General features: G+C 71.5%; 19 protein-coding genes. 12 read left to right on the forward strand and 7 right to left on the reverse strand.

The window, feature by feature from the left end:
* Nucleotides 1-207: 207 nt before the first annotated feature.
* The gene (locus ACQEWB_RS01200) at nucleotides 208-870 is read right to left on the reverse strand and encodes a TetR/AcrR family transcriptional regulator (RefSeq protein WP_432826047.1); all 663 of its coding nucleotides are present in this window, start codon (nucleotides 868-870) and stop codon (nucleotides 208-210) included.
* Complete coding sequence (locus tag ACQEWB_RS01205; protein WP_432826049.1) at nucleotides 864-2084, reverse strand: cytochrome P450; 1221 nt, start codon at nucleotides 2082-2084, stop codon at nucleotides 864-866. Before ACQEWB_RS01205 ends, ACQEWB_RS01200 begins: the two co-directional genes overlap by 7 nt.
* Nucleotides 2085-2210: 126 nt before the next feature.
* Here ACQEWB_RS01205 and ACQEWB_RS01210 point away from each other — a divergent pair, with 126 nt between their 5' ends.
* The gene (locus tag ACQEWB_RS01210; protein WP_432826051.1) at nucleotides 2211-3692 is read left to right on the forward strand and encodes an MFS transporter; all 1482 of its coding nucleotides are present in this window, start codon (nucleotides 2211-2213) and stop codon (nucleotides 3690-3692) included.
* Nucleotides 3693-3733: 41 nt separating this feature from the next.
* Here ACQEWB_RS01210 and ACQEWB_RS01215 read toward each other — a convergent pair whose 3' ends face one another.
* Nucleotides 3734-3916, reverse strand: coding sequence for a hypothetical protein (locus ACQEWB_RS01215; RefSeq protein ID WP_432826053.1), 183 nt, complete (start codon nucleotides 3914-3916; stop codon nucleotides 3734-3736).
* Between the two features lie 268 nt (nucleotides 3917-4184).
* Here ACQEWB_RS01215 and ACQEWB_RS01220 point away from each other — a divergent pair, with 268 nt between their 5' ends.
* From ACQEWB_RS01220 to ACQEWB_RS01230, 3 genes are all read left to right on the forward strand, one after another.
* A complete protein-coding gene (locus ACQEWB_RS01220; protein ID WP_432826055.1) occupies nucleotides 4185-6395 on the forward strand; it encodes an MMPL family transporter in 2211 nt (736 codons plus the stop codon).
* Nucleotides 6396-6513: 118 nt separating this feature from the next.
* Entirely contained in the window at nucleotides 6514-7701 is a 1188-nt protein-coding gene (locus tag ACQEWB_RS01225; protein WP_432826057.1) for a sensor histidine kinase, read from the forward strand.
* Between the two features lie 50 nt (nucleotides 7702-7751).
* Entirely contained in the window at nucleotides 7752-8435 is a 684-nt protein-coding gene (locus ACQEWB_RS01230) for a response regulator (protein WP_432826059.1), read from the forward strand.
* A 35-nt stretch (nucleotides 8436-8470) separates the two neighbouring features.
* Here ACQEWB_RS01230 and ACQEWB_RS01235 read toward each other — a convergent pair whose 3' ends face one another.
* Nucleotides 8471-9172 (reverse strand): TetR/AcrR family transcriptional regulator, encoded by a 702-nt coding sequence (locus ACQEWB_RS01235; protein WP_432826061.1) that lies wholly within the window; start codon nucleotides 9170-9172, stop codon nucleotides 8471-8473.
* 113 nt (nucleotides 9173-9285) lie between these two features.
* On the opposite strand from ACQEWB_RS01235, the gene ACQEWB_RS01240 reads away from it, so the two are divergent.
* The 6 genes from ACQEWB_RS01240 (at nucleotide 9286) to ACQEWB_RS01265 (ending at nucleotide 15774) form a co-directional block, all read left to right on the forward strand.
* Nucleotides 9286-10035 (forward strand): SDR family oxidoreductase, encoded by a 750-nt coding sequence (locus ACQEWB_RS01240; RefSeq protein ID WP_432826063.1) that lies wholly within the window; start codon nucleotides 9286-9288, stop codon nucleotides 10033-10035.
* Between the two features lie 79 nt (nucleotides 10036-10114).
* Nucleotides 10115-11017, forward strand: coding sequence for an SDR family NAD(P)-dependent oxidoreductase (locus tag ACQEWB_RS01245; protein WP_432843593.1), 903 nt, complete (start codon nucleotides 10115-10117; stop codon nucleotides 11015-11017).
* A gap of 133 nt (nucleotides 11018-11150) precedes the next feature.
* A complete protein-coding gene (locus ACQEWB_RS01250) occupies nucleotides 11151-12131 on the forward strand; it encodes an ATP-dependent DNA ligase (RefSeq protein WP_432826065.1) in 981 nt (326 codons plus the stop codon).
* 143 nt (nucleotides 12132-12274) lie between these two features.
* Nucleotides 12275-13051, forward strand: coding sequence for an NPP1 family protein (locus tag ACQEWB_RS01255; RefSeq protein ID WP_432826067.1), 777 nt, complete (start codon nucleotides 12275-12277; stop codon nucleotides 13049-13051).
* A gap of 78 nt (nucleotides 13052-13129) precedes the next feature.
* Complete coding sequence (locus ACQEWB_RS01260) at nucleotides 13130-14686, forward strand: MGH1-like glycoside hydrolase domain-containing protein (protein ID WP_432826069.1); 1557 nt, start codon at nucleotides 13130-13132, stop codon at nucleotides 14684-14686.
* Nucleotides 14687-14757: 71 nt separating this feature from the next.
* Entirely contained in the window at nucleotides 14758-15774 is a 1017-nt protein-coding gene (locus ACQEWB_RS01265; RefSeq protein WP_432826071.1) for a questin oxidase family protein, read from the forward strand.
* Nucleotides 15775-16456: 682 nt separating this feature from the next.
* Here the strand turns inward: ACQEWB_RS01265 and ACQEWB_RS01270 are convergent.
* Entirely contained in the window at nucleotides 16457-17467 is a 1011-nt protein-coding gene (locus tag ACQEWB_RS01270) for a zinc-dependent alcohol dehydrogenase (RefSeq protein ID WP_432826073.1), read from the reverse strand.
* On the reverse strand, nucleotides 17460-17891 hold the full coding sequence (locus ACQEWB_RS01275; RefSeq protein ID WP_432826075.1) for a tautomerase family protein: 432 nt from the start codon (nucleotides 17889-17891) through the stop codon (nucleotides 17460-17462). Before ACQEWB_RS01275 ends, ACQEWB_RS01270 begins: the two co-directional genes overlap by 8 nt.
* 111 nt (nucleotides 17892-18002) lie before the next feature.
* Here ACQEWB_RS01275 and ACQEWB_RS01280 point away from each other — a divergent pair, with 111 nt between their 5' ends.
* Both ACQEWB_RS01280 and ACQEWB_RS01285 read left to right on the forward strand, forming a co-directional pair.
* Entirely contained in the window at nucleotides 18003-18587 is a 585-nt protein-coding gene (locus tag ACQEWB_RS01280; protein WP_432826077.1) for a TetR/AcrR family transcriptional regulator, read from the forward strand.
* Nucleotides 18588-18662: 75 nt separating this feature from the next.
* On the forward strand, nucleotides 18663-19631 hold the full coding sequence (locus ACQEWB_RS01285; protein WP_432826079.1) for a formylglycine-generating enzyme family protein: 969 nt from the start codon (nucleotides 18663-18665) through the stop codon (nucleotides 19629-19631).
* A gap of 63 nt (nucleotides 19632-19694) precedes the next feature.
* Here ACQEWB_RS01285 and icmF read toward each other — a convergent pair whose 3' ends face one another.
* Nucleotides 19695-22925: a fused isobutyryl-CoA mutase/GTPase IcmF gene (gene icmF / locus ACQEWB_RS01290; RefSeq protein WP_432826081.1), complete on the reverse strand. Its 3231-nt coding sequence runs from the start codon at nucleotides 22923-22925 to the stop codon at nucleotides 19695-19697.
* Nucleotides 22926-22988 lie beyond the last annotated feature (63 nt).

Below are 22988 nucleotides of genomic sequence, written 5' to 3' on the forward strand. Positions count from 1 at the left end.
GCGGGCGGGAGCGCGGCGGGCGGCTGAGGGGGCGCAGAGCCGGAGACCTCAGCGCGGGGCCGGCGACCTCGGAGCGAGGCCGGCGACCTCGGCGCGGGACCGGAGACCTCCGGGTGCGGCCGGCGGCCTCGGAGTGAGGCCGGCCGAGCCGCCACCGACCGTCAGCGCCCCGGCGGCACACCCGTCCGGCCACATGCCCCGCCGCCCTCACCGCCCCGGCGCCACCGGTGCCAGCCACAGGCCGATGATCGCGTCGGACAGGCCGGTGGCGGCGTCGTGCCAGTTGGAGCGGGGGGTGGGGCGGCCCTCGGCGAGGGCTCGTTCGCGTTCGGCGGGCATGTGGACGATCAGGTGGCGGGCCATCTCGCCGCGTTCCGCGCGGACCTCCGGGGGCAGGTCCGGCAGGCAGCGGTTCAGGCCGTCGATGCACTCGCGCAGGGAAGGAGAGGCGAGGGACTCCTCCAGCATGATCTGGTGCAGCGCCGGGTCGGTCGTCACCTGCGCGCAGAACCGTGCGAACCACGTGGGACCGCCGAGCCGGCCCAGATGCTCGGGCATCGGGCGGACCAGGCAGTCCGCCCAGTCCCGTACCTCCGTGGAGTCGCCGATCCCGGCCAGCAGCTCGGCGCGGATCTCCTCGATGCGGACCGTGTGCTTGCGGACGATGGCGCGGACCAGGTCGGCCTTGGTCCCGAAGTGGTAGCCGACCGCGGTGTTGTTGCCCTGTCCGGCGGCCTCGCTGACCTGGCGGTTGGAGACCGCGTTCACTCCGCGCTCGGCGAACAGCCGCTCGGCCGCGGTCAGGATCAGCTCCCGGGTCGCGCTGACCTGCTCCGCCCGTACCGTCCTGCTGCCGGTCATCCTCACCACCGCACCGGGACTTCGCTCAGCCCTCCGACGGCCAGCCCCTCGAGCCGTCGCAGGTCCGCCGCCGGTGCGGCGAGTTCCAGCGACGGAAGCCTACGCAACAGCACGTGCAGGACGGACTGGAGCTCCGCGCGGGCCAGCGCCTGCCCCAGACAGGAGTGGGGTCCGGTGCCGAAGGCCAGGTGGGGGTTGGGGCTGCGGTCCAGGACCATCTCGCCGGGCGTGTCGAAGACCGTCGCGTCCCGGTTGGCGGCCGCCGTACAGCACATGACCGTCGTACCTGACGGCAGTACATGGCCGGCGACCTCTGCCTCCTCGTCGAGATAGCGGGGCACGCCGATGCCGGGATCCGGGTCGAAGCGCAGCGCCTCCTCGACCGCCGAGTGCACCAGCGAACGGTCGGCGAGCAGCCGCTCCCAGCGGCGGCGGTCGGCGAGGAGCAGGGCCACCGTCTTGCCGATGACGTTGGTGGTGGTCTCGTGCCCGGCGACCAGCAGTGCCTGCCCGGTGAACACCAACTCCCGTTCGGACATGGGGAGACCGTCGGGGTCCCACTCGATGACCAGGTCGCTGAGCAGATCGGCGCTCGGGGTCTCGCGCTTGGTGTAGACGTGCGCGGCCAGGTAGTCGACGAAGTCGTCCTGCGCCTGCTCGATCTCGTCCTGTTTGTAGCGGGTGAGGTTGAGCATCACGTCCGACCAGTACGCGAACCGGTCGTGGTCCGCGGCCGGCACACCCAGGAGGTCGCAGATCACCCACACGGGCAGCGGGTAGGCGAGGCGGGTCCGCAGGTCCGCCGGGTGCCCGTGCGCCACCATGTCGTCGACCAGCTTCTCGGCCATCGCCTCGATGCCCGGCCGCAGCGAGGCGATGCGCTCGGCGGTGAACCATCTGCCCACCGTCCGACGCCAGCGCTGGTGCGCCTCGCCGTGGGCCGGGATGGCCATCGCCATGTCGCTGCCGAACACCCCGCCGGACTCCTCGTCCGAGATGCGGGCCGCGCCCCGGGCCCGCAGCACGCTGCTGAAGCGAGGGTCGGCGAGGACCTGCCGGACGTCCTCGTGCCGGGTGAGCAGCGTCGCCGCGTCCCCGCTGGGCAGCGTCACCTCGGCGAACGGGCACTGCTCGTGCAGTCCGTCCCACTCGTCGGGCGCCTCCAGCGCCGTACTGCCGTGCAACGGATAGCTCAGGGGCTGTCGGTTCTCGCTCGGGTACATACGCCCTCCTCCGATCCGGCGGTCGCTGCACGATCAGGCAAACCGAGCCCTTAAGGTAAGTCAAGCGCCTGACTTAAACCGGCGGAGATTCCGACTCCCCTCACCGTCCCCCATGGAGGACCCTTCATGTCCGACGCCCTGTCCAGACCTGCGAACCCGGGCGATGCGGCCGCTCCGCGGTCGAGCGCCGTGGTGGCGGTGCTGGCCTTCGCCGGCATCGTCGTCTCGCTGATGCAGACCCTGGTCATCCCGATCGTCCCGGAGCTGCCCAAGCTCCTGGACGCTCCCGCGTCGGACACCGCCTGGGCCGTGACCGCCACGCTGCTCGCCGGCGCGGTCGCGACGCCGGTGGTGGGCCGGCTCGGCGACATGTTCGGCAAGCGGCGGATGCTGCTGCTCAGCGTGGTCCTGCTGGTGGTCGGTTCGGTCGTCTGCGCGCTCAGCGAGTCGCTGGTGCCGATGATCGTCGGGCGGGCGGTGCAGGGAATGGCGTCGGCGGTGGTGCCGCTGGGCATCAGCATCATGCGCGACGAGCTGCCCGCCGAGAAGCTGGCCGGGTCGACCGCGCTGATGAGTGCCTCGCTCGGCGTGGGCGGTGCCCTGGGTCTGCCGACGGCGGCGTTGATCGCGGACCACTTCGACTGGCACATGCTGTTCTGGAGCTCGGCCGGCATGGGTGCCATCGCGCTGGTGCTGGTGGTGCTGTTCGTGCCGGAGTCCGCGGTGCGTACCGGCGGCCGCTTCGACGTGGTCGGCGGCATCGGCATGGCCACGGGGCTGGTCTGTCTGCTGCTCGCGATCTCCAAGGGTGCCGACTGGGGCTGGACCGGCGGCACCACCCTCGGCCTGTTCGCGGCGGCCGTCGTGGTGCTCGTCGCGTGGGGCTTCTTCGAACTGCGCACCAGTGAGCCGCTGGTCGATCTGCGCACCACCGCCCGCCGTCAGGTGCTGGTCACCAACCTGGCCTCGGTCGCGATCGGTTTCTCGATGTTCGCGATGTCCCTGGTCCTCCCCCAGCTGCTGCAGCTGCCCGCCCAGACCGGTTTCGGCCTGGGCAGGTCGCTGCTGACCACCGGTCTGGTGATGGCGCCGTGCGGCCTGGTGATGATGGCCCTCGCCCCGGTCTCCGCCGCGGTCTCCAAGGCCAAGGGCCCGAAGGTGACGCTGATGATCGGCGCCCTGATCGTGGCCTTCGGCTACGGCCTCAACATCCTGCTGATGTCCGAGGTCTGGCAGCTGGTCCTCGTGTCCTGCGTCATCGGTGCAGGCATCGGCTTCACATACGGCGCGATGCCCGCCCTGATCATGGGCGCCGTGGACCCGTCGGAGACGGCCGCGGCCAACAGCCTCAACACGCTGATGCGTTCGATCGGTACGTCGTGCGCCAGTGCCATCGCCGGTGTCGTGCTGTCCCAGATGACGATCAGCCTGGGCGGCTATTCGCTGCCCTCGGAGAACGGCTTCAAGGTCGTCATGGCCATCGGTGCGGGCGCCGCCCTGCTGGCCTTCGCCGTGGCGTCGTTCATCCCGCGCCGCCGTCCCGTCACCGCGACCGCGGCGGTTCCCGCGGTCGCCGAGGTGTCGGCCGACGCCTCCAAGGTGGGCTGAGCCTCCTCGCCTGAGGGCCGCCGGCCGACGGTCGGCGGCCCTCAGGCCGGTTTGTTCCGGGTCCGCAGCAGGCTGACCCCCGCCCCGAGGGAGACGACTCCCATGCCGACGCAGGTCAGCACGCCCTGCGCCCCGTCGACGGCGAAGGGGGCCACCGCGGCGACGGCCAGGTTGAACAGGAACAGGAACCAGAGCACGGGCCGCGATGCCAGCAGGGACTTCATGGAGGTTTCCTTTCGTACGGTGGATTGTTGGTGCACCGACAACCCTTCCGGCGCGGGCCCGCCGACTCGATGGAGCGCGCTCCCGAACCCGTGGTGTAGCCCGCTTCACCACCGCTTCGACGGTGCTGTCGTGCTCGGGGATGACGGGCGCGCGGCCCCGTACTGCGTTCTCAGTAGCCGCGATTGTCGGCAGACGCACGACGACGTGACGGACCCGTCCCGGGAGTCTGGGGAGGTACCCGAGATCAGATGGGGAGACCTCCGTTTCATGGCCACATTTCTGTGCCGTCTGGGCCGACTGGCCTTCCGCAGACGCCTGTCGACCGTTCTGCTGTGGGTGGCGGTGCTGGTCGGCGTCGGCGTCGGTGCGGCGACCGCCCCCGCCGCCGAGGACCAGACCTCGACCATGCCCGGCATCGAGTCGCAGAAGGCGTTCGACCTGCTGGAGCAGCGCTTCCCCGGCACCCAGGCCGACGCGGCCGGCGCCCGCGTCGTCTTCGTCGCGCCCGACGGGCAGAAGGTGACCGCCGCCGCCCACCGGTCGGCCATCGAGGACTTCGTGCGCGAGGCGGCGGACGGCTCCCAGGTGACCTCCGCCGTCGACCCGTTCAAGGGCAAGGCGGTGAGCAAGGACGGCTCGACCGCGTACTCGACGGTCTCCTTCGGGGAGAAGGCCGACGACCTGACGGACGCGAGCAAGAAGCACCTGGAGACCGCGATCGACCAGGCCCGGGACTCGGGGCTGACCGTGGAGGTCGGCGGTACGGCACTCGCCGAGCAGCCGGCGGCGGGCGGCACGGCCGAGGCGATCGGTATCGGGATCGCCGCGGTGGTGCTGCTGCTGACGTTCGGTTCGCTGGCCGCGGCCGGGCTGCCGCTGCTGACCGCGGTGGTCGGCGTCGGCATCAGCATGGCCTCGATCCTCGCCCTGGCCAGCGCCTTCGGGCTGTCGTCCACCACGGGCACGCTGGCCACGATGCTGGGGCTCGCGGTGGGTATCGACTACGCCATGTTCGTCGTCTCCCGGTTCCGCGAGGAACGCGCCAAGGGACACACCCCGCGGGACGCGGCCGGGCTCGCCACCGGCACCGCGGGCTCGGCGGTCGTCTTCGCCGGGCTCACCGTGGTGATCGCGCTGGCCGGCCTGTCGGTGGTGGGCATTCCGATGCTCACCAAGATGGGCCTGGCCGCGGCGGGCGCGGTGATGATCGCCGTGCTGATCTCGCTGACACTGGTCCCGGCGCTGCTCGGCTGGTGGCCCAACCGGGTCCTCGCGCGCTCCGCCCGCAGGAGCGGCCGTATCGAGGAGGCGAGCGAGACCAACGGCGGCAGCCGCTGGGCACGGTTCGTGCTGCGCCGGCCCGCCGCCGTACTGCTGCTCAGCGTCGTCGGCCTGGGCGCGCTGGCCCTGCCGGTGACGGATCTGCAACTGGGCATGCCCGGCGACGAGGTGAAGTCGACGTCCACCACGGAGCGACGCGCCTACGACGCCCTCGCCGAGGGGTTCGGCCCCGGCTTCAACGGGCCGCTGACGATCGTCGTGGACACCACGGATGCTGGGGACTCCAAGGCCGCGGTGAAGACGATCTCGGAGAAGATCGCGGGCGAGCAGGGGGTCGTGTCCGTCTCAGCGGCCCGCTACGACAAGGCCGGTGACACTGCGGTCTTCTCCGCCACGCCGTCCACCGGCCCGAGCGACAAGAAGACCCAGGACCTGGTCAACGCCATCCGTGACGACCGTCCGGCCATCGACTCCTCGACGGGCGCGACCTTCACCGTCACCGGAACCACCGCACTCAACATCGACGTCTCCGAGAAGGTTCAGTCGGCGCTGATCCCCTACCTCATGGTCGTGGTGGGCCTGGCCTTCGTCCTCCTCCTGGTCGTCTTCCGCTCCGTCCTGGTCCCCCTCAAGGCGGCCCTCGGCTTCCTCCTCTCCGTCCTCGCGGCACTCGGTTCGGTGGTGGCGGTCTTCCAGTGGGGGTACGGCGCCGATCTGCTCGGCGTGTCGGAGACCGGGCCGATCATGAACCTGATGCCGATCTTCCTGGTCGGCATCGTGTTCGGCCTCGCCATGGACTACGAGGTCTTCCTCGTCTCCCGGATCCGGGAGGCTTACGTCCACGGGGACCGGCCCGGCCAGGCGGTCACCACCGGCTTCCGGCACAGTGCGCGGGTCGTCGTGGCCGCCGCCCTGATCATGATCGCGGTGTTCGCGGGCTTCATCGGGGCCGGCGAGTCGATGATCAAGATGATCGGATTCGGTCTGGCGGCGGCCGTGCTGCTGGACGCGTTCGTCGTCCGGATGGCGTTCGTGCCCGCGGTCCTCGCCCTGCTCGGCAAGGCCGCCTGGTGGCTGCCGCGGTGGCTGGACCGGGTGCTGCCCGTGGTCGACGTCGAGGGCGAGGGGCTGACCCGCAAGGACCCGGGCGATCCGGCCCCGGCCGAGCCGACCGCCCAGGAGGCCGCCCGTCTCTGACCCTCGCCCCATCCCCCCGGGAGGGTCGCCCGTGTCGACGGACACGGGCGACCCTCGTCCGCCGTTCCCGGCGGGCATCGACCACCATGGCCCCAGGAACCACGACCGGAGAAATGCCATGAGCATCCCCTGGCAGCGCTACGCGGACGACCACGTCCGCACCGTCGACACCATGACGGCCGCGCTCCTGTTCGCGGCCTTCCTCTTCGGCAGCGAGATCCAGGTGCCCGGCGCACACCGCAACGACTCGGTGCTGCCGACCATCGCACTGGCGGCCGTCTCCTGCGCGGCCCTGTTCTGGCAGCGCAGCCACCCCCGCACCGTGGTCACGGTGACCGGACTCGCGGCGGCCGGCGCCGCCGCGCTGGGCCATCTGCTCACCCCGCTGCTGCTGGGCCCGGTCATGCTCGCCCTGTTCCGGCTCGCCACCGACACCGACCGCAGGAACACCCGGCTGTTCTTCTTCGGCACCCTGTTCGCGGTGGTGATCCCGGCCTTCGCCATCGACCCCAACGACCACCCCTGGCCGCTGAAGACCCTCGGTCCGGCCGCCTGGCTGGTGCTGCCGGTCGCGACCGGCAGCACGGTGCGGATGAAGGAGGCCTATCTGGAGGCCGTCCACGCCCGTGCCGAGTACGCCGAGCGCAGCCGGGAGGACGAGGCCCGGCACCGGGTCGCCGAGGAGCGCATGCGCATCGCGCGCGAGCTGCACGACGTCGTCGCCCACCATCTGGCGCTGGCCAACGCCCAGGCCGGTACGGCCGCCCATCTGGCCCGCACCCACCCCGAGCAGGTCCAGAAGATCCTCACCGGCCTCGCCGGTACGACGTCCTCGGCGCTGCGCGAGATGAAGGCGACCGTGGCCGTGTTGCGCCAGGGGGACGACCCGGACGCGCCGCTGGCCCCGAGTCCGGGGCTGGACCGGCTGACCGACCTGACGGACGCGTTCGGCGGAGCGGGTCTGACCGTGCGGGTGACCACGGAGGGCGCGCCCCGGGCGCTGACGCCCGGCGTGGACCTGACGGCGTACCGCATCGTGCAGGAGGCGCTGACCAACGTCGCCAAGCATGCCGAGGCGAAAGCGGTGTGTGTCCGTCTCCATTACGGCGACGACCAGTTGACGATCACCGTCACCGACGACGGCACCTCCGTCGCGCCCGCCGAGCCCGCCCCGGGCCACGGTTTCGGGCTGATCGGCATGCGTGAGCGTGCCCGGTCCGTCGGCGGCGCACTCCAGGCCGGTCACCGGCTGGAGGGCGGCTTCGAGGTCACCACCCGGCTCCCCCTGTACCCGACCGCTCCGTGACACTCAGCCAGTTGAGGAACGCGAGCCATGAGACGACAAGAACGGACACCATGACCATCCGCGTGCTGCTCGCCGACGACCAGGCCCTGCTGCGGGCCACGTTCCGGATCCTGATCGACTCCTGCGCGGACATGGAGGTGGTCGCCGAGGCCACCGACGGCGCCGAGGCGGTCGACCTGGCGCGCATCCACCGCCCCGACGTGATCCTGATGGACATCCGGATGCCCGGCACCGACGGCCTGGCCGCCACGACCGTCGTCTGCGCCGACCCGGAACTGTCCGGCACACGCGTGCTGATCCTCACCACGTTCGAGATCGACGAGTACGTGGCCCAGGCGCTGCGGGCCGGCGCGAGCGGCTTCCTCGGCAAGGACGTGACCGCCGACGCCCTCCTGGACGGCATCCGCACGGTCGCGTCCGGCGAGTCGCTGCTGTCGCCGCACGCCACACGCGTGCTGATCGCCCGCTTCCTGACGGCCCCGGCGCAGGGCGCACGCCTGGCCGTGTCCGAGGATCTGTCCGCGCTGACGGCCCGGGAACGGGAGGTGATGGCGTGGGTGGCCGAGGGCCACTCCAACGAGGAGATCGCCGAGAAGCTCTACGTCAGCCCGCTGACCGTCCGCACCCATGTGCACCGCGCGATGACGAAGCTGGGCGCCCGGGACCGCGCCCAACTCGTCGTCATCGCCTACCAGTCGGGGCTCGTGCAGGCCCCGCCGCCCGGCGAGCGCTGAGAGCGCACGTCGCATCGCCGGCCGGGCGCGCGGCGTCAGCCCGCGGACAGCTTGTCCAGCCACTGCTCCAGCAGCGCGGACTCGGCCGGGGTGAACACCGGGGACTGCTCGGCACGCAAGCGGGCCGCCAGCGTGGCGGCGGCGACGGGCAAGGCCCTGTCCGGACCGTCCCGCTCCCCCGCCTGCTCGCCCTCGGCAGGCCGGGTCAGCGTGCCGAGCACGGAGTCGCGCAGCCGCTCGGCGAACTGCGGGTCGGGGTACTGCTCCGGCCTGGTGAGCATGGACAGGGCCGCCCCCACATTGGCGGACATGATCATCCGGGTGGCGAGGGCCGGCGGCACGGTGAGCCGTCCGGCGGCCGCGCAGCGCTCCAGGATCTCGTGCAGCAGGGCGTGCGCCTCCTGTGCGGAGGCGGGCGGGATCGTCAGCTCGGGTGAGTACATCAGCCGGTAGTGGTTCGGGTGGTCCAGCGCGAAGCGCATGTGGTTGTCCCAGCCGCTCCTGAGATCGGCCACCGGATCTCCGCTGGGCCGGGCCGCCCGCTTGGAGGCGAGGTACTCCTCGAACCCCCGGTCGACGACGGCCGCCAGCAGCCCCGCCTTGTCGCCGAACAGCCGGTAGAGCATCGGCGCGCCCACCCCGGCCTTCTCGCACACCGCACGGGTGGAGACATCGGCGACCGGCGCCTTGGCCAGCAGTTCCGTGGCCGCTTCCAGGATCTTTTCCCTCGCATCCATGGGTCAAAGGTACGCCATCCGTAGCGCCGATACGAATTGACTGTACCGTCGCTACGAATCTGTGTTATCGTCGATACGAGTCAACCGTAACAGCGCTAACAAAGGATGCAGTCATGACCACTCAGCCCCAGCAGGACCGGCGTGTCGCGATCGTCACCGGCGGTTCGCGCGGCATCGGACGGCAGGTCGCCCAGCGGCTCGCCGCCGACGGGTTCGCGGTCGTCGTCGGGTACGCCGGCAACAAGGACGCGGCGGACGAGGTCGTGGCCGGCATAGCGGCGGCCGGCGGTACGGCGTACGCGGCCCGTGCGGACGTCGCCGACGAGACCGAGGTCGCCGCCCTGTTCGACCTGGCGGAGGCCACGTACGGCGGTGTCGACGCGGTCGTGCACGCGGCCGGCCGGATGCCCCTGTCCCCTGTCGCGGAACTCGACCTCGACGACCTGGACGCCGTGTACCGCACCAACATCCGCGGCACCTTCGTCGTCGACCAGCAGGCGGCGCGCCGGCTGCTGCCCGGCGGAGCGCTCGTCAACTTCTCCAGCTCGGTGGTGGGCCTCGCCTTCCCGGGCTACGGCGCCTACGCGGCGAGCAAGGGCGCGGTCGAGGCCCTGACGCTGATCCTCGCCCGGGAGCTGCGCGGCCGGGACGTGACCGTGAACGCGGTGGCACCCGGCCCCACCGCGACCGACCTCTTCCTGGACGGGAAGGACGAGGAGACCGTGGCCCGGCTGGCCACGCAGGCGCCGCTGGAGCGGCTCGGCACGCCGGAGGACATCGCGGCCGTCGTCGCCTTCCTCGTCGGCGGCGAGGGCCACTGGGTCAACGGCCAGGTGCTGCGGGCCAACGGCGGCATCATCTGACGGCTCGTCGCCCGCACCGGGCGCGGCCGACCCCATCCAGAGGATTCGAGAGGAACAGTGAGGAACAGTCATGACAGTCATGAACGACGGCAAGGTCGTCCTCGTCACCGGCGCCTCCAGCGGTTTCGGCGCCCTCACCGTCCGCGCGCTCGCCGCGCACGGCCACACCGTCTACGCGGGCATGCGCGCCCTGGACACCCGTAACGCCCGGGCCGCCGCCGACCTCGCCGCCCACGCGGCCGAGCACGGCGTGGACCTGCGCGCCGTGGAGCTCGACGTCACCCGGCAGGACAGCGCGGACGCGGCCGTCGCCCGGGTCGTCGAGGAGCAGGGCCGCCTCGACGTCCTGGTGCACAACGCCGGGCACATGGTGCTGGGTCCGGCCGAGGCGTTCACGCCCGAGCAGTTGGCGGACGTCTACGACACCAACGTGCTCGGCACCCAGCGCGTCAACCGGGCGGCACTCCCCCGGCTGCGCGAGCAGGGGCACGGCCACCTCGTATGGATCGGCTCCTCCAGCACACGCGGCGGCTGCCCGCCCTTCCTCGCCCCGTACTTCGCGGCGAAGGCCGCCATGGACGCCCTCGCGGTCAGTTACGCGGCCGAGGTCGTCCGGTTCGGGATCGACACGACGATCGTCGTGCCCGGCGCCTTCACCTCGGGGACGAACCACTTCGCCCACGCGGGCACTCCGGCCGACGGTGAACGGGCGGCCGACTACGACGCCCGGTACAAGGCGCTGATGGACGACGTGAACGAGCGGCTGGCCCGGCTGATACCGCCGGACGCCGACGTGGCGGAGGTCGCGGCCGCGGTCGTGCGCAGCATCGAACTCCCTTCGGGCGAGCGGCCGTTCCGGGTCCATGTGGACCCGAGCCGGGACGGCAGCGAGGTGGTGTCCGCAGTGGCCGACCGCATCCGGGTGGAGTTCTTCCGCCGGGTCGGACTCGACGACCTGCTGACGCCGTCGAGCAGTCTGTAGGCCCTGCGGCCGCTGCGGAAGCTCGCGTTTCGACAGCCCTTGGGCGGCGGGCCGGCCTTCGGGCAGCGCCCGTTCAGGGGAAACCGGTGGCCCCGGCGCGTGGCGGCAGGCGTCACCGTCGACATCTCACCCCGTGACGCTCCCCCAGATCCCGCCGATGCTCGCCACGCCGGGCACCCTCCCGCCGACAGCACAGGACGCCCGCTGGGCCTATGAGACCAAGCAGGACGGCCAGCGTGTGGTGGCCTACCTCCAAGGGGACGGCAGCGTGCTGCTGCGCGCCCGGTCCGGCGAGAACATCACCGGCGCCTATCCCGAGCTGCGCCCGCTGGGCACGGCACTGGGGGTGACTCCCGCCGTGCTGGACGGGGAGGTGCTGGCGCTCGACGAACAGGGCCGCGCGGACTTCCAGTTGCTCCAGTCCCGGATGGGGCTGGTGCACTCGCCGGGGAAGGCGGCGCGTCAGGCGGCCGAGGTGCCCGTCCACCTCGTGCTGTTCGACGTGATGCATCTCGGGGGCCAGGACCTCACCCCGCTCACCTACGCCCGGCGGCGCGCGCTGCTGGAGGGGCTCGGGCTGGACGGCCCGTTCTGGTCCACGCCCGCCGCGCTGGTCGGACACGGCGAACAGGCCCTGCGGGCCACCCGGGAGCACGGTCTGGAGGGGCTGGTGTGCAAGCGGCTGGACTCGGTCTACGAGCCCGGGGTGCGCTCCCGCACCTGGATCAAGATCCGCAACATGCACAGCGAGGACGTCCTGGTGGGCGGCTGGGTGCCCGGCAAGAGGCGGCTGTCGGCACTGCCCGGCGCCGTCCTGGTCGGGCAGCGGGCCGGTGGCCGGCTGCGCTACGTCGGCAATGTCGGCACCGGCTGGAGCGAGGCCGAGCGCACCCAGCTGGCCGCGCTGCTGGCGGCCGCCGCGACGGACGTGTGCCCCTTCGACCCCGTCCCCAAGGTCGCCGGTGCGCGCTGGGTCGTCCCGCGGCTGGTGGGCGAGGTCCGCTACAGCACCCGTACCCGGGCCGGTCTGCTCCGCCAGCCCTCCTGGCTGCGGCTGCGGCCCGACCTCGCACCGGAGGAGGCGGCGGCCGACCTCCCGGAGGACGAGGCCTGACATCCCGTCACCACCGCAATATTGCACTGTGCTTCACCACTGGTACGCCTGTGACCTCTTGGCCCGGAAGTGAAAAGCCGCGATGCTGAACTCCCTTGCCCCCCACAGCCGTTGGGCTGCGCCCGGACCAGGAGGAGGACGCAGTGTCGTCATCGAAGTTCAAGGCGAACCGCAGGAGATGGCTGACCGGTCTGGCCGGTGCCGCCGTGCTCGTCGTGGCGTTCCCGTCCGCCGCCTTCGCGGCGCCGCCGAAGGCGCTGCAGGCCAATGCCGAGGCCGCCGAGTTCACGTACCAGCCGGCCTTCGACTACGACACGGACGGCTGCTACTCCACCCCCGCGATCGGGCCCGACGGCACGATCAACGGCGGCCTGAAGCCGACCGGTTCGCTCAGCGGCGAGTGCCATGACGCGTCCGACCTGGACAACACCAACAGCTACTCGCGCTACAAGTGCAACAACGGCTGGTGCGCCTACATGTACGGCCTGTACTTCGAGAAGGACCAGGCCGTCTCGGGCAGCAGCATCGGCGGGCACCGGCACGACTGGGAGCACGTGGTGGTCTGGGTGCAGGACGGCCAGGTCAAGTACGTGTCGACGTCCAACCACGGCTCGTTCACCGTGCACGCGGCCTCCGAGGTCCGCTTCGACGGCAGCCACGCGAAGATCGTCTACCACAAGGACGGCATCAGCACGCACTGCTTCCGGCTGGCGAACTCGGGCGACGAGCCGCCGGAGAACGACAAGCACACCTGGCAGTACCCGCCGCTGGTCGGCTGGAACGGCTACCCCGCGGGCCTGCGCGACAAGCTCAGCGCGTACGACTTCGGCAGCGCCAACTTCGGCCTCAAGGACGCCAACTTCGCCGCGCACCTCTCCTCGGCGAAGCCGTCCGGAATCGCGTTCGACCCGAACGCCTGATCCCGCGACCGTTCACCGCCGCGCTCGTTCCACAGCTCCCGGGGTCATCCTGGCTCCGGGAGACAGGAGGGACGGAGCATGCCGGTCGAGGAACGGAGCAGCCGTGGGCGGCTCTCCCGGCGGGGTTTCCTGGCCGCGGTGACGGTCCTCGGTGCCACGAGTGCGCGGGCGGCGGCCCAGGGGAACGGGTACACCATGCCCACCCTCACCTTCGCCGACCCCGCCGTCCAGCACCGGCTCGGCGACCTCTACTCGACCGCCCTGGCGATGCTGGCCGGCCCCCACACGATCGCCGCGGCCCCGTCGGTGTACGACAGGGCGGGGCTGCTCGCCTACCCGCCCGGCACCGTCGTACGGGCCGGTGGCGGGTATCCCGCGCCGCAGCGGTGGACGCGGGACGCGGCTGTGAACGCGTGGAGCGCGGTGAGCCTGCTCGCGCCGGCCGTCGGACGCAACACGCTCTGGTCGGTGGTGGACCGCGGTCCGGACGGGCTCGTCGTGCAGCAGGACGATCAGTGGTGGGACCAGGTCGTGTGGATCGTCGCCGCCCGGCACCACTACCGGGTCACGGGCGACCGCGCCTTCCTGGCCAAGGCCTACGAGACCGCCGCCAACACCCTCACCGCGCGCCGGACCCTCGACTTCGACGCCTCCTACGGCCTGTTCCGGGGCCCCGGTTTCATGAACGACGGCATCTCCGGCTACCCGAGCCCGCCCGCCTCCGCCCAGGTGCACTCGTCCTTCGTCCTCGACCACCCCGGCACCGGCCATCTGATGTGCCTGTCGACGAACTGCCTCTACTACGGCGCCCTTTCGGCGCTCTCGGACATGGCCGACGCCGTGGGTGAGCCGACGCGGGCGGCGTCGCTGCGGACAGAGGCGGCGCACCTCCGGCGGGCCGTCGACCGGCAGCTGTGGCGGGAGGACGCGGGGACGTACGCCTACTTCGTCCGCGGTGACGGACACGTCGACACCTCCCAGGAGGGTGCCGGACTCGCCCTGTCCGTTCTGTGCGGGGTGGCCGACGAGCGACGGGCCCGTCTGATCCTCGACCGCACGCACTGGCAGCCGCACGGCATCGTCAACGTGTGGCCGCACTTCCCGCGCTTCGACGACAGCAGACCGGGACGGCACAACGTCATGGTGTGGCCGATGGTGCACGGGCTGTACGGGAACGCGGCCGCCGACGCCGGCCGCACCGACCGGTTCGAGCGGGCCGTGGACCGGTTCGCCGCGCTGGTCGCGGCGAGCGGCAACGACTTCTACGAGCTGTACGACTCCGTGACCGGCGCGGTCGACGGCGGCTGGCAGGAGGGCGGCGGCGGGCGGTCCGAACACTTCGTCTCGCAGCCGGACCAGACCTGGTCGGCGACGGCGTACCTGCGGCTCGTCCATGACGGTCTGTTCGGGCTGGCCTTCACCGAGGACGCCGTACGACTGCGGCCGTGTCTGCCGCCGCGGTGGGGTGCGGTGAGCCTGCGCGGCCTGCGCTACCGGAACATGACGCTCGACCTCACCCTCACCGGGGGCGGCAGCCGGGTGAGGTCGTGCACGATCGACGGGCGGGCCGCCGCGCCCGTCGTGTCCGCCGACGGAACCGGACACCGCAGCGTGGATCTGGTCCTCGGGGTCTAGGACCGGAAGCCTGCCGCGCTTCCTTCCCGCGCCCGATCCCGTGCCGTGGACCGGTGCCTAGTGTCGTGTCCATGGAGACCACCGCCACGACCGGACAGCTCGAAGAAGCCCTGGAACGAGTCCACGCCACCGGACCGGAACGTCTCGGCCGGCTCACGAACCACGCTCCCATGGTCGTCGAGGCGCTCGCCGCGCACGGGCAGGCGGGCGCCGTGCACCGCTGGCTCGACCTGTACCGCGACAAGTTCGAGGACTTCCCCGACCGGGTGGCACCCGTCACGGACGCCAACTGGCCCGCGGCGCTGGGCGATCCGCGCCGGGCGGCGGACTGGATCGACCACTTCTCGCGCACGCTCGCGGAGCGTCCGTGGCGGGGCGTCCTCGCCGAGTGGTGGCCGCGCCTGCTGCCGGGCATGTACGGCGGGTCCACCCATCCGGTGATCCGGGCCGGGCACGCCGTGCGCACCCTGGAATCCGGCGAGAACGCACCCCGCCGAACCGAGCTCGCCCACGCCCTGGGCTACTGGGCGGCCCGCCACCACCCCGTCTCCGGCATCACCACCCTGCCCGGCGCGCCGACGGCCGCGGCCTCGCTCAACGCCGTTCCCGCGATCGCCGAGGGACCGCAGGGCTTCCCGGCCCGGCTGGCCGCCGTACACCAACTCCCGCTCTGGGCGGGCGAGGTGACCGATCCGGACACCGCCCGCGAGCGCCTGACGGAGCTCGTACGGGCCGCCACGCACCGGTACGCGACCCACGGTCACGGCGAGGAGACCATGCTCGTGCACGCGGCGACGGCACCCAACGCGGTGCTGCGCACGCTGGATTCACTGCCCCGCGAACTGTGGGCGCCGAGCCTCCACGCGGCCTGGACGGCGTCCGCGGCGGTCACCGCGCTGTACGCCCCCGCCACCCCGGTCGCCTACCGGCCCCCGGCCCGTCTGACGGCGGAAGAGGTCCTGGAACAGGCGCTCGCACACGGCGACGAGCACGTCATCAAACTCACCGACACGGCCATGGACGTCGGCGACGAACAGGCCCTGGCGGCGGCCCGGCGGGCGATCGAGCTGAGCGAGCCGTTGGTGTAGCGCCGTGGCCGCACAGACACCTCGGGCACGTAACTCGTCAAGCCAGGGTGGTCGTTGTTCGAGTGTGCGTCGGTACTGTCATGGACGTGCCCGAGGCGTGGATCGGCTTCAACAGTCGTGCTCTTGAGCACGGTCAACTCGATCTACGGGCAGGTCCTCCTGACCACGACGGAGTTGGAATTCCGTACCTTCGTCAGCAGGCGTGTGGCCCCCTGGAGCGAGGTCACGCGCATCGAGGAGCGGCAGCGGGTCTCACGGAGCGGCACCTGGTCGGACCTTCGTGTCATCAGGGCCCATGGCCGCTCGCTCACGGTTCCGGGGACCCTCACCAATCGCGTGACGGATGCGGAACTTGCGCGGAAGCAGGCCGTCGTCCAGGAGCGCTCGTCCCCCTGCGCCGGCAGATCGCCGCGACCGCGATCGAGCTGTTCGAAGGGCACGGCGCCGATCGACGCCGCGGCCAACGGTGAGCTCATCCGGCGGGAGCTGGGGCGGTGCGCCGACCTGGAACCCTGGCCCGCGCTGCGTCAGGCGTCCAGCCGCTGGTCGACGTCACCGACAACGACGACCAGGAGTAGGCGGAGTCCTGATCCCCGAGGAGTGGGTCGCCGAAGACGGCACCCGCCCGCTCGCGGGGTTCCTAGACTACGCGTTCACGTCAGCGGGATACCGCTGGTCGCAGTCAGCCGTCCGCCCGGACGAAGACGGGCTTCAGGCGCTGCCCCGGCAGGGCGTCGGGCAGGTCCTCCCAGTCGATGACATGGGAGACCACGCGCCCCGGGTCGACCTTGCCGGAGGCGGCGAGTTCCAGGGCGTCGGGGATGTGGGCACGGACGTTGTCGCGGGCCACGCGCAGGGTGACACCCGTGAGGTACATGTCGAGCAGGGGCAGCTCCCCGGGGCGGAAGTGGTTGCCCGCGCTCTCGCAGATCCCCTCCGGAGCAAGGGATTTCACGGCCAGGGCCAGCTGGTCGACCCGGCCGGTGGCCTCGACTGCGATGTCGAAACCCTGCGGCAAGGGCTCCAGGGACTCGGCGGTACCGGCTCCGAAGTCCCGCGCGAGGGCCCGGTGTTCGGGGTCGGGATCGACGTAGAGCACCTCTGAGGCGCCCAGCGCGCGGGCGATGTCGCAGACGTACAGGCCGATGCTGCCGCGGGCGACGACCAACACCCGTGCTCCGGGGCGGGCCTTGAGATGGGGTGCGACCAGACGCCAGGCGAGGGACCAGTTGTCGCCGGCCGAGGCCATCGCGACCGGGTCGAGGCCTGCGGGCAGGGGGACGAGCATGGCGTCGGCGTAGGGGACGCGGACCAGGTCCGAGAAGAGTCCGCCCCAACTGCCGCCGATCGGGGCGCCGTACATGGCCATGTACGGCACGGACGCGCAGTGCGCGGTGAGTCCGGCCCGGCAGCGGTCACAGGTGCCGCAGTTGATGGACCAGGGGACGACGACCAGATCGCCGGGGGCGACGGACGTCACCCCGTCACCGAGCTCGACGACCCGAGCCACACACTCGTGCCCGATGGCGAAGGGAGGCTCGATGAAGCCGTGACCAGCCAGGATCGCGGAGTCGACGTCGCAAGAGGTGGCCGCCACCGGGGCGACGATCGCCTCCTGGTCGGACCGGAGCCCGGGGTCGGGGGCCTCGCGCCACTCGACCGAATGCCGGGCGACGTAGGTCAGTTCACGCATCGGCCCGCGGTCCCTTCGCGAGGGCCACGAGGTCGGCGTACCGGATGACCGAGCCGCCGGCACCCCAGGTGCCGTCCGGCTGTTCATGCACCAGCACCCAGACCCGCAGGGCGTCATCGGCGGTCAGTCCGGCGGCGGACAGGACGGTCTTCGTCGCCTCCTCGACCAGGCCGGCCTTGCGGCGCTCGGACACGGCGCCCTGCGGGACGGTGACCTCCACCAGGAAGCGCGGCGCGTCGTCCTCGGCCGTGGTCTGGGCACCCTCGGGCAGCTCGACGAGATAGCTCCAGGCCTGGGCGCGGAAGAACGCGGTGTCGGGCGCGCCCTCCCAGCGGAGCAGCACCGCGGCGAGGTCCCGCTGGATGCTGTCGCGGCCCTCCTCGGTCAGGGCACCGGCCGGGGCCGTGAGGCGGATCATCGGCATGGGGCGTACCTCTTTCGTGATCAGCGCAGGGCTATAACAGTCGTTATAGTCGGGGGTCACGCTAGACTATGACGGTCGTTATAGCCAGTGGGGTCAGAAGGGATCTCGTACGTGACCGAGCCCAGCCCGTCGGCGCGCGAGCGGATCGTGGCCGGCGCCGCCGACATGATCAGCAGGCGCGGCCTGAACGCGACGAGCATCCGAGATACGGCCAAGCACGCCAGGGCGCCGCTCGGTTCGACGTACCACTACTTCCCCGAAGGGAAGCAGCAGTTGGCGACCGAGGCCGTGCGCTACACGGGCGCGTGGACCGCGCGCGTCCTGCGCAAGGAGCTGGCGGCGGGGCCGGTCGCCGGGCTGCGGGGCTTCCTGGCTCTGTGGCGAAAGATCGTCGTGGACAGCGACTTCCGGGCCGGCTGCCCGGTCCTCGCCGTCTCCATCGAGGAGCCGGTCGACGACGAGACGCCCGCCGCGCTGGCGGCCGCGGCCGAGGTCTTCGCCGAGTGGGAGCGCCTGCTGGCCGGCTCGCTGCGCGAGCACGGCGTCGGGGCGAAGCAGGCGGGGCAGCTTGCCACGCTCGTGGTCGCGGCCGTGGAGGGGACGGTGGCCATGTGCCGCGCCAAGCGCAGCGCCCAGCCGCTCGACGACACCGCGGAGCAGTTGCAGTCGCTGATCACGGCCGCGATCGGGGACTGACCTCGGGCACCCGTCACCTCGACAGGTACGCCTGAGAGGATCGGGCGTCGCGACGAGAGAAGGTGCCGGAAAGCGATGGCCGATCAGCCCACCCCACCGGGCCGCTGCTGCATGCCGTCGGCCGGGCGTCCGGCCGAGTCCGTACGACGGCTGCCCTCCCCCACGACCGAGCGGCGCGCCGAGGCCGGGACCGACGGGACGGTGTTGCTGCCGGGCGGCGAGTTCCTCATGGGAGCCGAGGACGCCGAGGGTTTCCCGGCGGACGGGGAGGGGCCGGTGCGGGCGGTGCGGCTGGACCCGTTCCGTATCGACGCGTACGCGGTCACCAACGAGCGGTACGCCGCGTTCGTCGCCGACACCGGGTACGTCACCGACGCCGAGCGGATCGGTTGGTCGTACGTCTTCGCCTCCTTCCTGCCCGGCGTGCTGCGCCGCGGTGCCCCGCGTCCCGAGCACACCCCGTGGTGGTGCGCGGTGGCCGGGGCCGTCTGGAACCGGCCGGAGGGCCCGGGGAGCTCGGTCGAGGAGCGGGCGGACCATCCGGTGGTGCACGTGTCCTGGCACGACGCCGACGCCTATGCCCAATGGGCGGGCAAGCGGCTGCCGACCGAGGCGGAGTGGGAGTACGCGGCCAGGGGCGGCCTGGAGCAGCGACGCTACCCGTGGGGCGACGAGCTGGACCCGGACGGCGAGCACCGCTGCAACATCTTCCGCGGCACCTTCCCCACCAAGAACACGGCCGCCGACGGCTACCGCGGCACCGCCCCCGTGGACGCCTTCGAGCCCAACGGGTACGGCCTGTACAACGTGTCCGGCAACGTGTGGGAGTGGTGCGCGGACTGGTGGTCCACCGACCACGACGGTCGTACGGCGATGAACCCGACCGGCCCGGCCGCCGGCACCGACAGGGTCATCCGGGGCGGCTCCCACATGTGCCACCGCTCCTACTGCAACCGCTACCGCGTCGCCGCGCGCAGCGCCAACACACCGGACAGCTCCAGCGGCCACACCGGGTTCCGCTGCGTACGGGACGCGACACGCTGAGCGGATGTGACCGGCGGCGGATCGGCCCGCCGCCGACGGGAACCGCTCTCGACGGTCGTCCTCTCAGACGTTGCGGCGGTACTGACCCCCGACCTCGAAGAAGGCGTCGGTGATCTGCTGAAGCGAGCAGACCCGGGCGGCGTCCATGAGGACGGCGAAGACGTTGTCGCCGCTGACCGCCGCGTCCTTGAGGGCGGCCAGGGCCGCGTGGGCCGGCTCCTGGTGGCGGGCCTGGAAGTCGTGGACGCGCTCCAGCTGGGAGTGCTTCTCCTGTTCGGTGGCGCGGGCGAGTTCGACGACGGCGGGTTCGGCGGTGTCGGCGTGCGGGTTGCGGAAGGTGTTGACGCCGATCAGGGGCAGCGAGCCGTCGTGCTTGCGCTGCTCGTACAGCATCGACTCGTCCTGGATACGGCCGCGCTGGTAGCCGGTCTCCATCGCGCCGAGCACGCCACCGCGCTCGCTGATCCGCTCGAACTCCTGGAGCACCTGCTCCTCCACCAGGTCGGTCAGCTCGTCGATGACGAACGACCCCTGGAGGGGGTTCTCGTTCATCGCCAGGCCCCACTCCCGGTTGATGATCAGCTGGATGGCGAGGGCCCGGCGCACGGAGTCCTCGGTGGGGGTGGTGACGGCCTCGTCGTAGGCGTTGGTGTGCAGGCTGTTGCAGTTGTCGTAGATGGCGATGAGCGCCTGGAGCGTCGTGCGGATGTCGTTGAAGTCCATCTCCTGGGCGTGCAGGGAGCGTCCGGAGGTCTGGACGTGGTACTTCAGCTTCTGGGAACGGTCGTTGGCACCGTACTTCTCCTTCATCGCGACCGCCCAGATCCGGCGCGCCACTCGCCCCAGCACCGAGTACTCGGGGTCCATGCCGTTGGAGAAGAAGAACGACAGGTTGGGCGCGAAGTCGTCGATGTGCATGCCGCGGGCGAGGTAGGCCTCGACGTAGGTGAAGCCGTTGGCCAGGGTGAAGGCGAGCTGGCTGATGGGGTTCGCGCCGGCTTCGGCGATGTGGTAGCCGGAGATGGACACCGAGTAGAAGTTGCGGACCTGGTGCGCGATGAACCACTCCTGGATGTCGGCCATCATCCGCAGGCTGAACTCGGTGGAGAACAGACAGGTGTTCTGCCCCTGGTCCTCCTTGAGGATGTCGGCCTGCACGGTGCCGCGCACGGTCGCCAGCGCCCGGGCGCGCAGCTCGGCCGTCTCCTCGGGCGAGGGCTCGCGGCCCTCGGCGTCCCGGAACTTCTCGAGCTGCTGGTCGACGGCGGTGTTGAGGAAGAAGGCCAGGATGGTCGGCGCGGGCCCGTTGATCGTCATCGACACCGAGGTCGTCGGCGCGACGAGGTCGAAGCCGTCGTAGAGCGCCTTCATGTCGTCGAGCGTGGCGATGGAGACGCCGGAGGTACCGACCTTGCCGTAGATGTCGGGGCGCTCGCCGGGGTCGCGGCCGTACAACGTCACCGAGTCGAAGGCGGTGGACAGGCGGGTCGCGGGCTGGCCCTCGGAGAGCAGCTTGAAGCGCCGGTTGGTGCGGAACGGGTCGCCCTCGCCCGCGAACATCCGGGCCGGGTCCTCGCCGTCGCGCTTGAAGGGGAACACCCCGGCTGTGAAGGGGAACTGGCCGGGCAGGTTCTCCGCACGCCAGAAGCGCACCAGCTCGCCGTGGTCGGTGAACCGGGGCAGCGCGACCCTCGGGATCTTGTTGCCGGACAGGGATTCGCGGGTGAGCTTGGTGCGGATCTCCCGGTCGCGGATCTTCACGACCTGCTCGTCGCCGGAGTACGAGGCGATGACAGCGGGCCAGTTCTCGATCTGCCGGGTGATCTCGTACGGCAGCTGCCGACGCGCCTCCGCCAGCAGGGACCGTACGTCCTGGGCGTCCAGGCCGGCGTCGACGAGCTCTCCCTCGACCAGCGCGAGACGCTGCACCCGCCGTGCCGCATCGGCCAGTTGGCCGGTGGCGGAGTGGTAGGCGCGGACCGTGTCGGTGATCTCGGCGAGGTAGCGGACCCGGTCGGCCGGTACGACCTGGCGGATGCACGAGGAGTGCCGTACGTCGACCGGGGCGAGCGCGCCCTCGACGAGCGGCAGGCCCTTGTCGGCCAGGACGGTCTTCAGGTGCTGGTGGAGTGCGGTGACGCCGTCGTCGTTGAAGGTGGCCGCCGAGGTGCCGTACACCGGCATGTCCTCCGGCCGCTTGCCGAACGCCTCGCGGTTGCGCACCAGTTGGCGGCCCACGTCACGCAGGGCGTCCTTGGCGCCGCGCCGCTCGAACTTGTTGATCGCCACGACGTCGGCGAAGTCGAGCATGTCGATCTTCTCCAGCTGCGAGGCGGCGCCGAACTCCGGCGTCATCACGTACAGCGAGGCATCCACGAACGGCACGATCGCCGCGTCGCCCTGGCCGATGCCCGGCGTCTCCACGACCACCAGGTCGAACCCGGCGGCCTTCACCACGTCGATCACGTCCGACAGGTGCTCGGGCAGCTCCCGGCTGCCGCGGGTGGCCAGGCTGCGGAAGAACACCCGGTTGCCGTCGAGGGAGTTCATCCGGATCCGGTCGCCCAGCAGCGCGCCGCCGCCGCGCCGCCGGGTCGGGTCGACGGCGATCACCGCGATCCGCAGCTTGTCCTGCTGGTCGACCCGGAACCGGCGTACCAACTCGTCGGTGAGGGACGACTTGCCGGAGCCGCCGGTGCCGGTGATGCCCAGCACCGGTACCACTCGCGCCGAGGCCGCGGCCCGCAACTGCGCCACGAAGTCCTCGGGCAGCTTGCCGAGTTCCGCGCCCGTGATGGCCCGGGCGATCGCGAACCGGTCACCGGCAAGCACGGCGGCGACATCGGCCGGCTTGCCGTCCCACAGGTCGAAGTCGCAGTCCCGCACGACCGAGTTGACCATCCCGGTGAGCCCCATCCGCTGGCCGTCCTCCGGCGAGAAGATGGTCACCCCGCTCCCCCGCAGCCGGGCGATCTCCTCCGGCACGATGACACCGCCGCCACCGCCCACCACCCGCACATGCTCCGCGCCCTGTTCGCGCAGCGACTGGACGAGGTACTCGAAGTACTCGACATGCCCGCCCTGGTACGACGAGACCGCAACGCCGTGCGCGTCCTCCTCCAGCGCCGCGTCCACGACCTCCCGCACGGAACGGTTGTGGCCGAGGTGGATCACTTCGGCGCCCTGGGACTGGAAGATCCGCCGCATGATGTTGATCGACGCGTCGTGCCCGTCGAAGAGGGCCGAAGCCGTGACGAGACGGACGGGGTGCACGGGGCGGTGCAGATCACTCATGGCGGGGCCTTCCCAAGACGAGTCACGGAGCGCCGGTGAAATAAATAGTAGGACGTCCTAGTA

The sequence above is a fragment of the Streptomyces sp. CA-249302 genome (genome assembly GCF_050936785.1).
Taxonomy (GTDB): Bacteria; Actinomycetota; Actinomycetes; order Streptomycetales; family Streptomycetaceae; genus Streptomyces.

Bases quoted from the DNA above. Each gene is read 5' to 3' on its own strand.
- ACQEWB_RS01230 (WP_432826059.1), top strand. From the start codon at position 7,752: ATGACCATCCGCGTGCTGCTCGCCGACGACCAGGCCCTGCTGCGGGCC.
- ACQEWB_RS01285 (WP_432826079.1), top strand. From the start codon at position 18,663: ATGGCCGATCAGCCCACCCCACCGGGCCGCTGCTGCATGCCGTCGGCC.
- ACQEWB_RS01245 (WP_432843593.1), top strand. From the start codon at position 10,115: ATGAACGACGGCAAGGTCGTCCTCGTCACCGGCGCCTCCAGCGGTTTC.
- ACQEWB_RS01220 (WP_432826055.1), top strand. From the start codon at position 4,185: ATGGCCACATTTCTGTGCCGTCTGGGCCGACTGGCCTTCCGCAGACGC.
- ACQEWB_RS01260 (WP_432826069.1), top strand. From the start codon at position 13,130: ATGCCGGTCGAGGAACGGAGCAGCCGTGGGCGGCTCTCCCGGCGGGGT.
- ACQEWB_RS01205 (WP_432826049.1), bottom strand. From the start codon at position 2,084: ATGTACCCGAGCGAGAACCGACAGCCCCTGAGCTATCCGTTGCACGGC.
- ACQEWB_RS01210 (WP_432826051.1), top strand. From the start codon at position 2,211: ATGTCCGACGCCCTGTCCAGACCTGCGAACCCGGGCGATGCGGCCGCT.
- ACQEWB_RS01275 (WP_432826075.1), bottom strand. From the start codon at position 17,891: ATGCCGATGATCCGCCTCACGGCCCCGGCCGGTGCCCTGACCGAGGAG.
- ACQEWB_RS01235 (WP_432826061.1), bottom strand. From the start codon at position 9,172: ATGGATGCGAGGGAAAAGATCCTGGAAGCGGCCACGGAACTGCTGGCC.
- ACQEWB_RS01270 (WP_432826073.1), bottom strand. From the start codon at position 17,467: ATGCGTGAACTGACCTACGTCGCCCGGCATTCGGTCGAGTGGCGCGAG.
- icmF (WP_432826081.1), bottom strand. From the start codon at position 22,925: ATGAGTGATCTGCACCGCCCCGTGCACCCCGTCCGTCTCGTCACGGCT.
- ACQEWB_RS01240 (WP_432826063.1), top strand. From the start codon at position 9,286: ATGACCACTCAGCCCCAGCAGGACCGGCGTGTCGCGATCGTCACCGGC.
- ACQEWB_RS01265 (WP_432826071.1), top strand. From the start codon at position 14,758: ATGGAGACCACCGCCACGACCGGACAGCTCGAAGAAGCCCTGGAACGA.
- ACQEWB_RS01215 (WP_432826053.1), bottom strand. From the start codon at position 3,916: ATGAAGTCCCTGCTGGCATCGCGGCCCGTGCTCTGGTTCCTGTTCCTG.
- ACQEWB_RS01225 (WP_432826057.1), top strand. From the start codon at position 6,514: ATGAGCATCCCCTGGCAGCGCTACGCGGACGACCACGTCCGCACCGTC.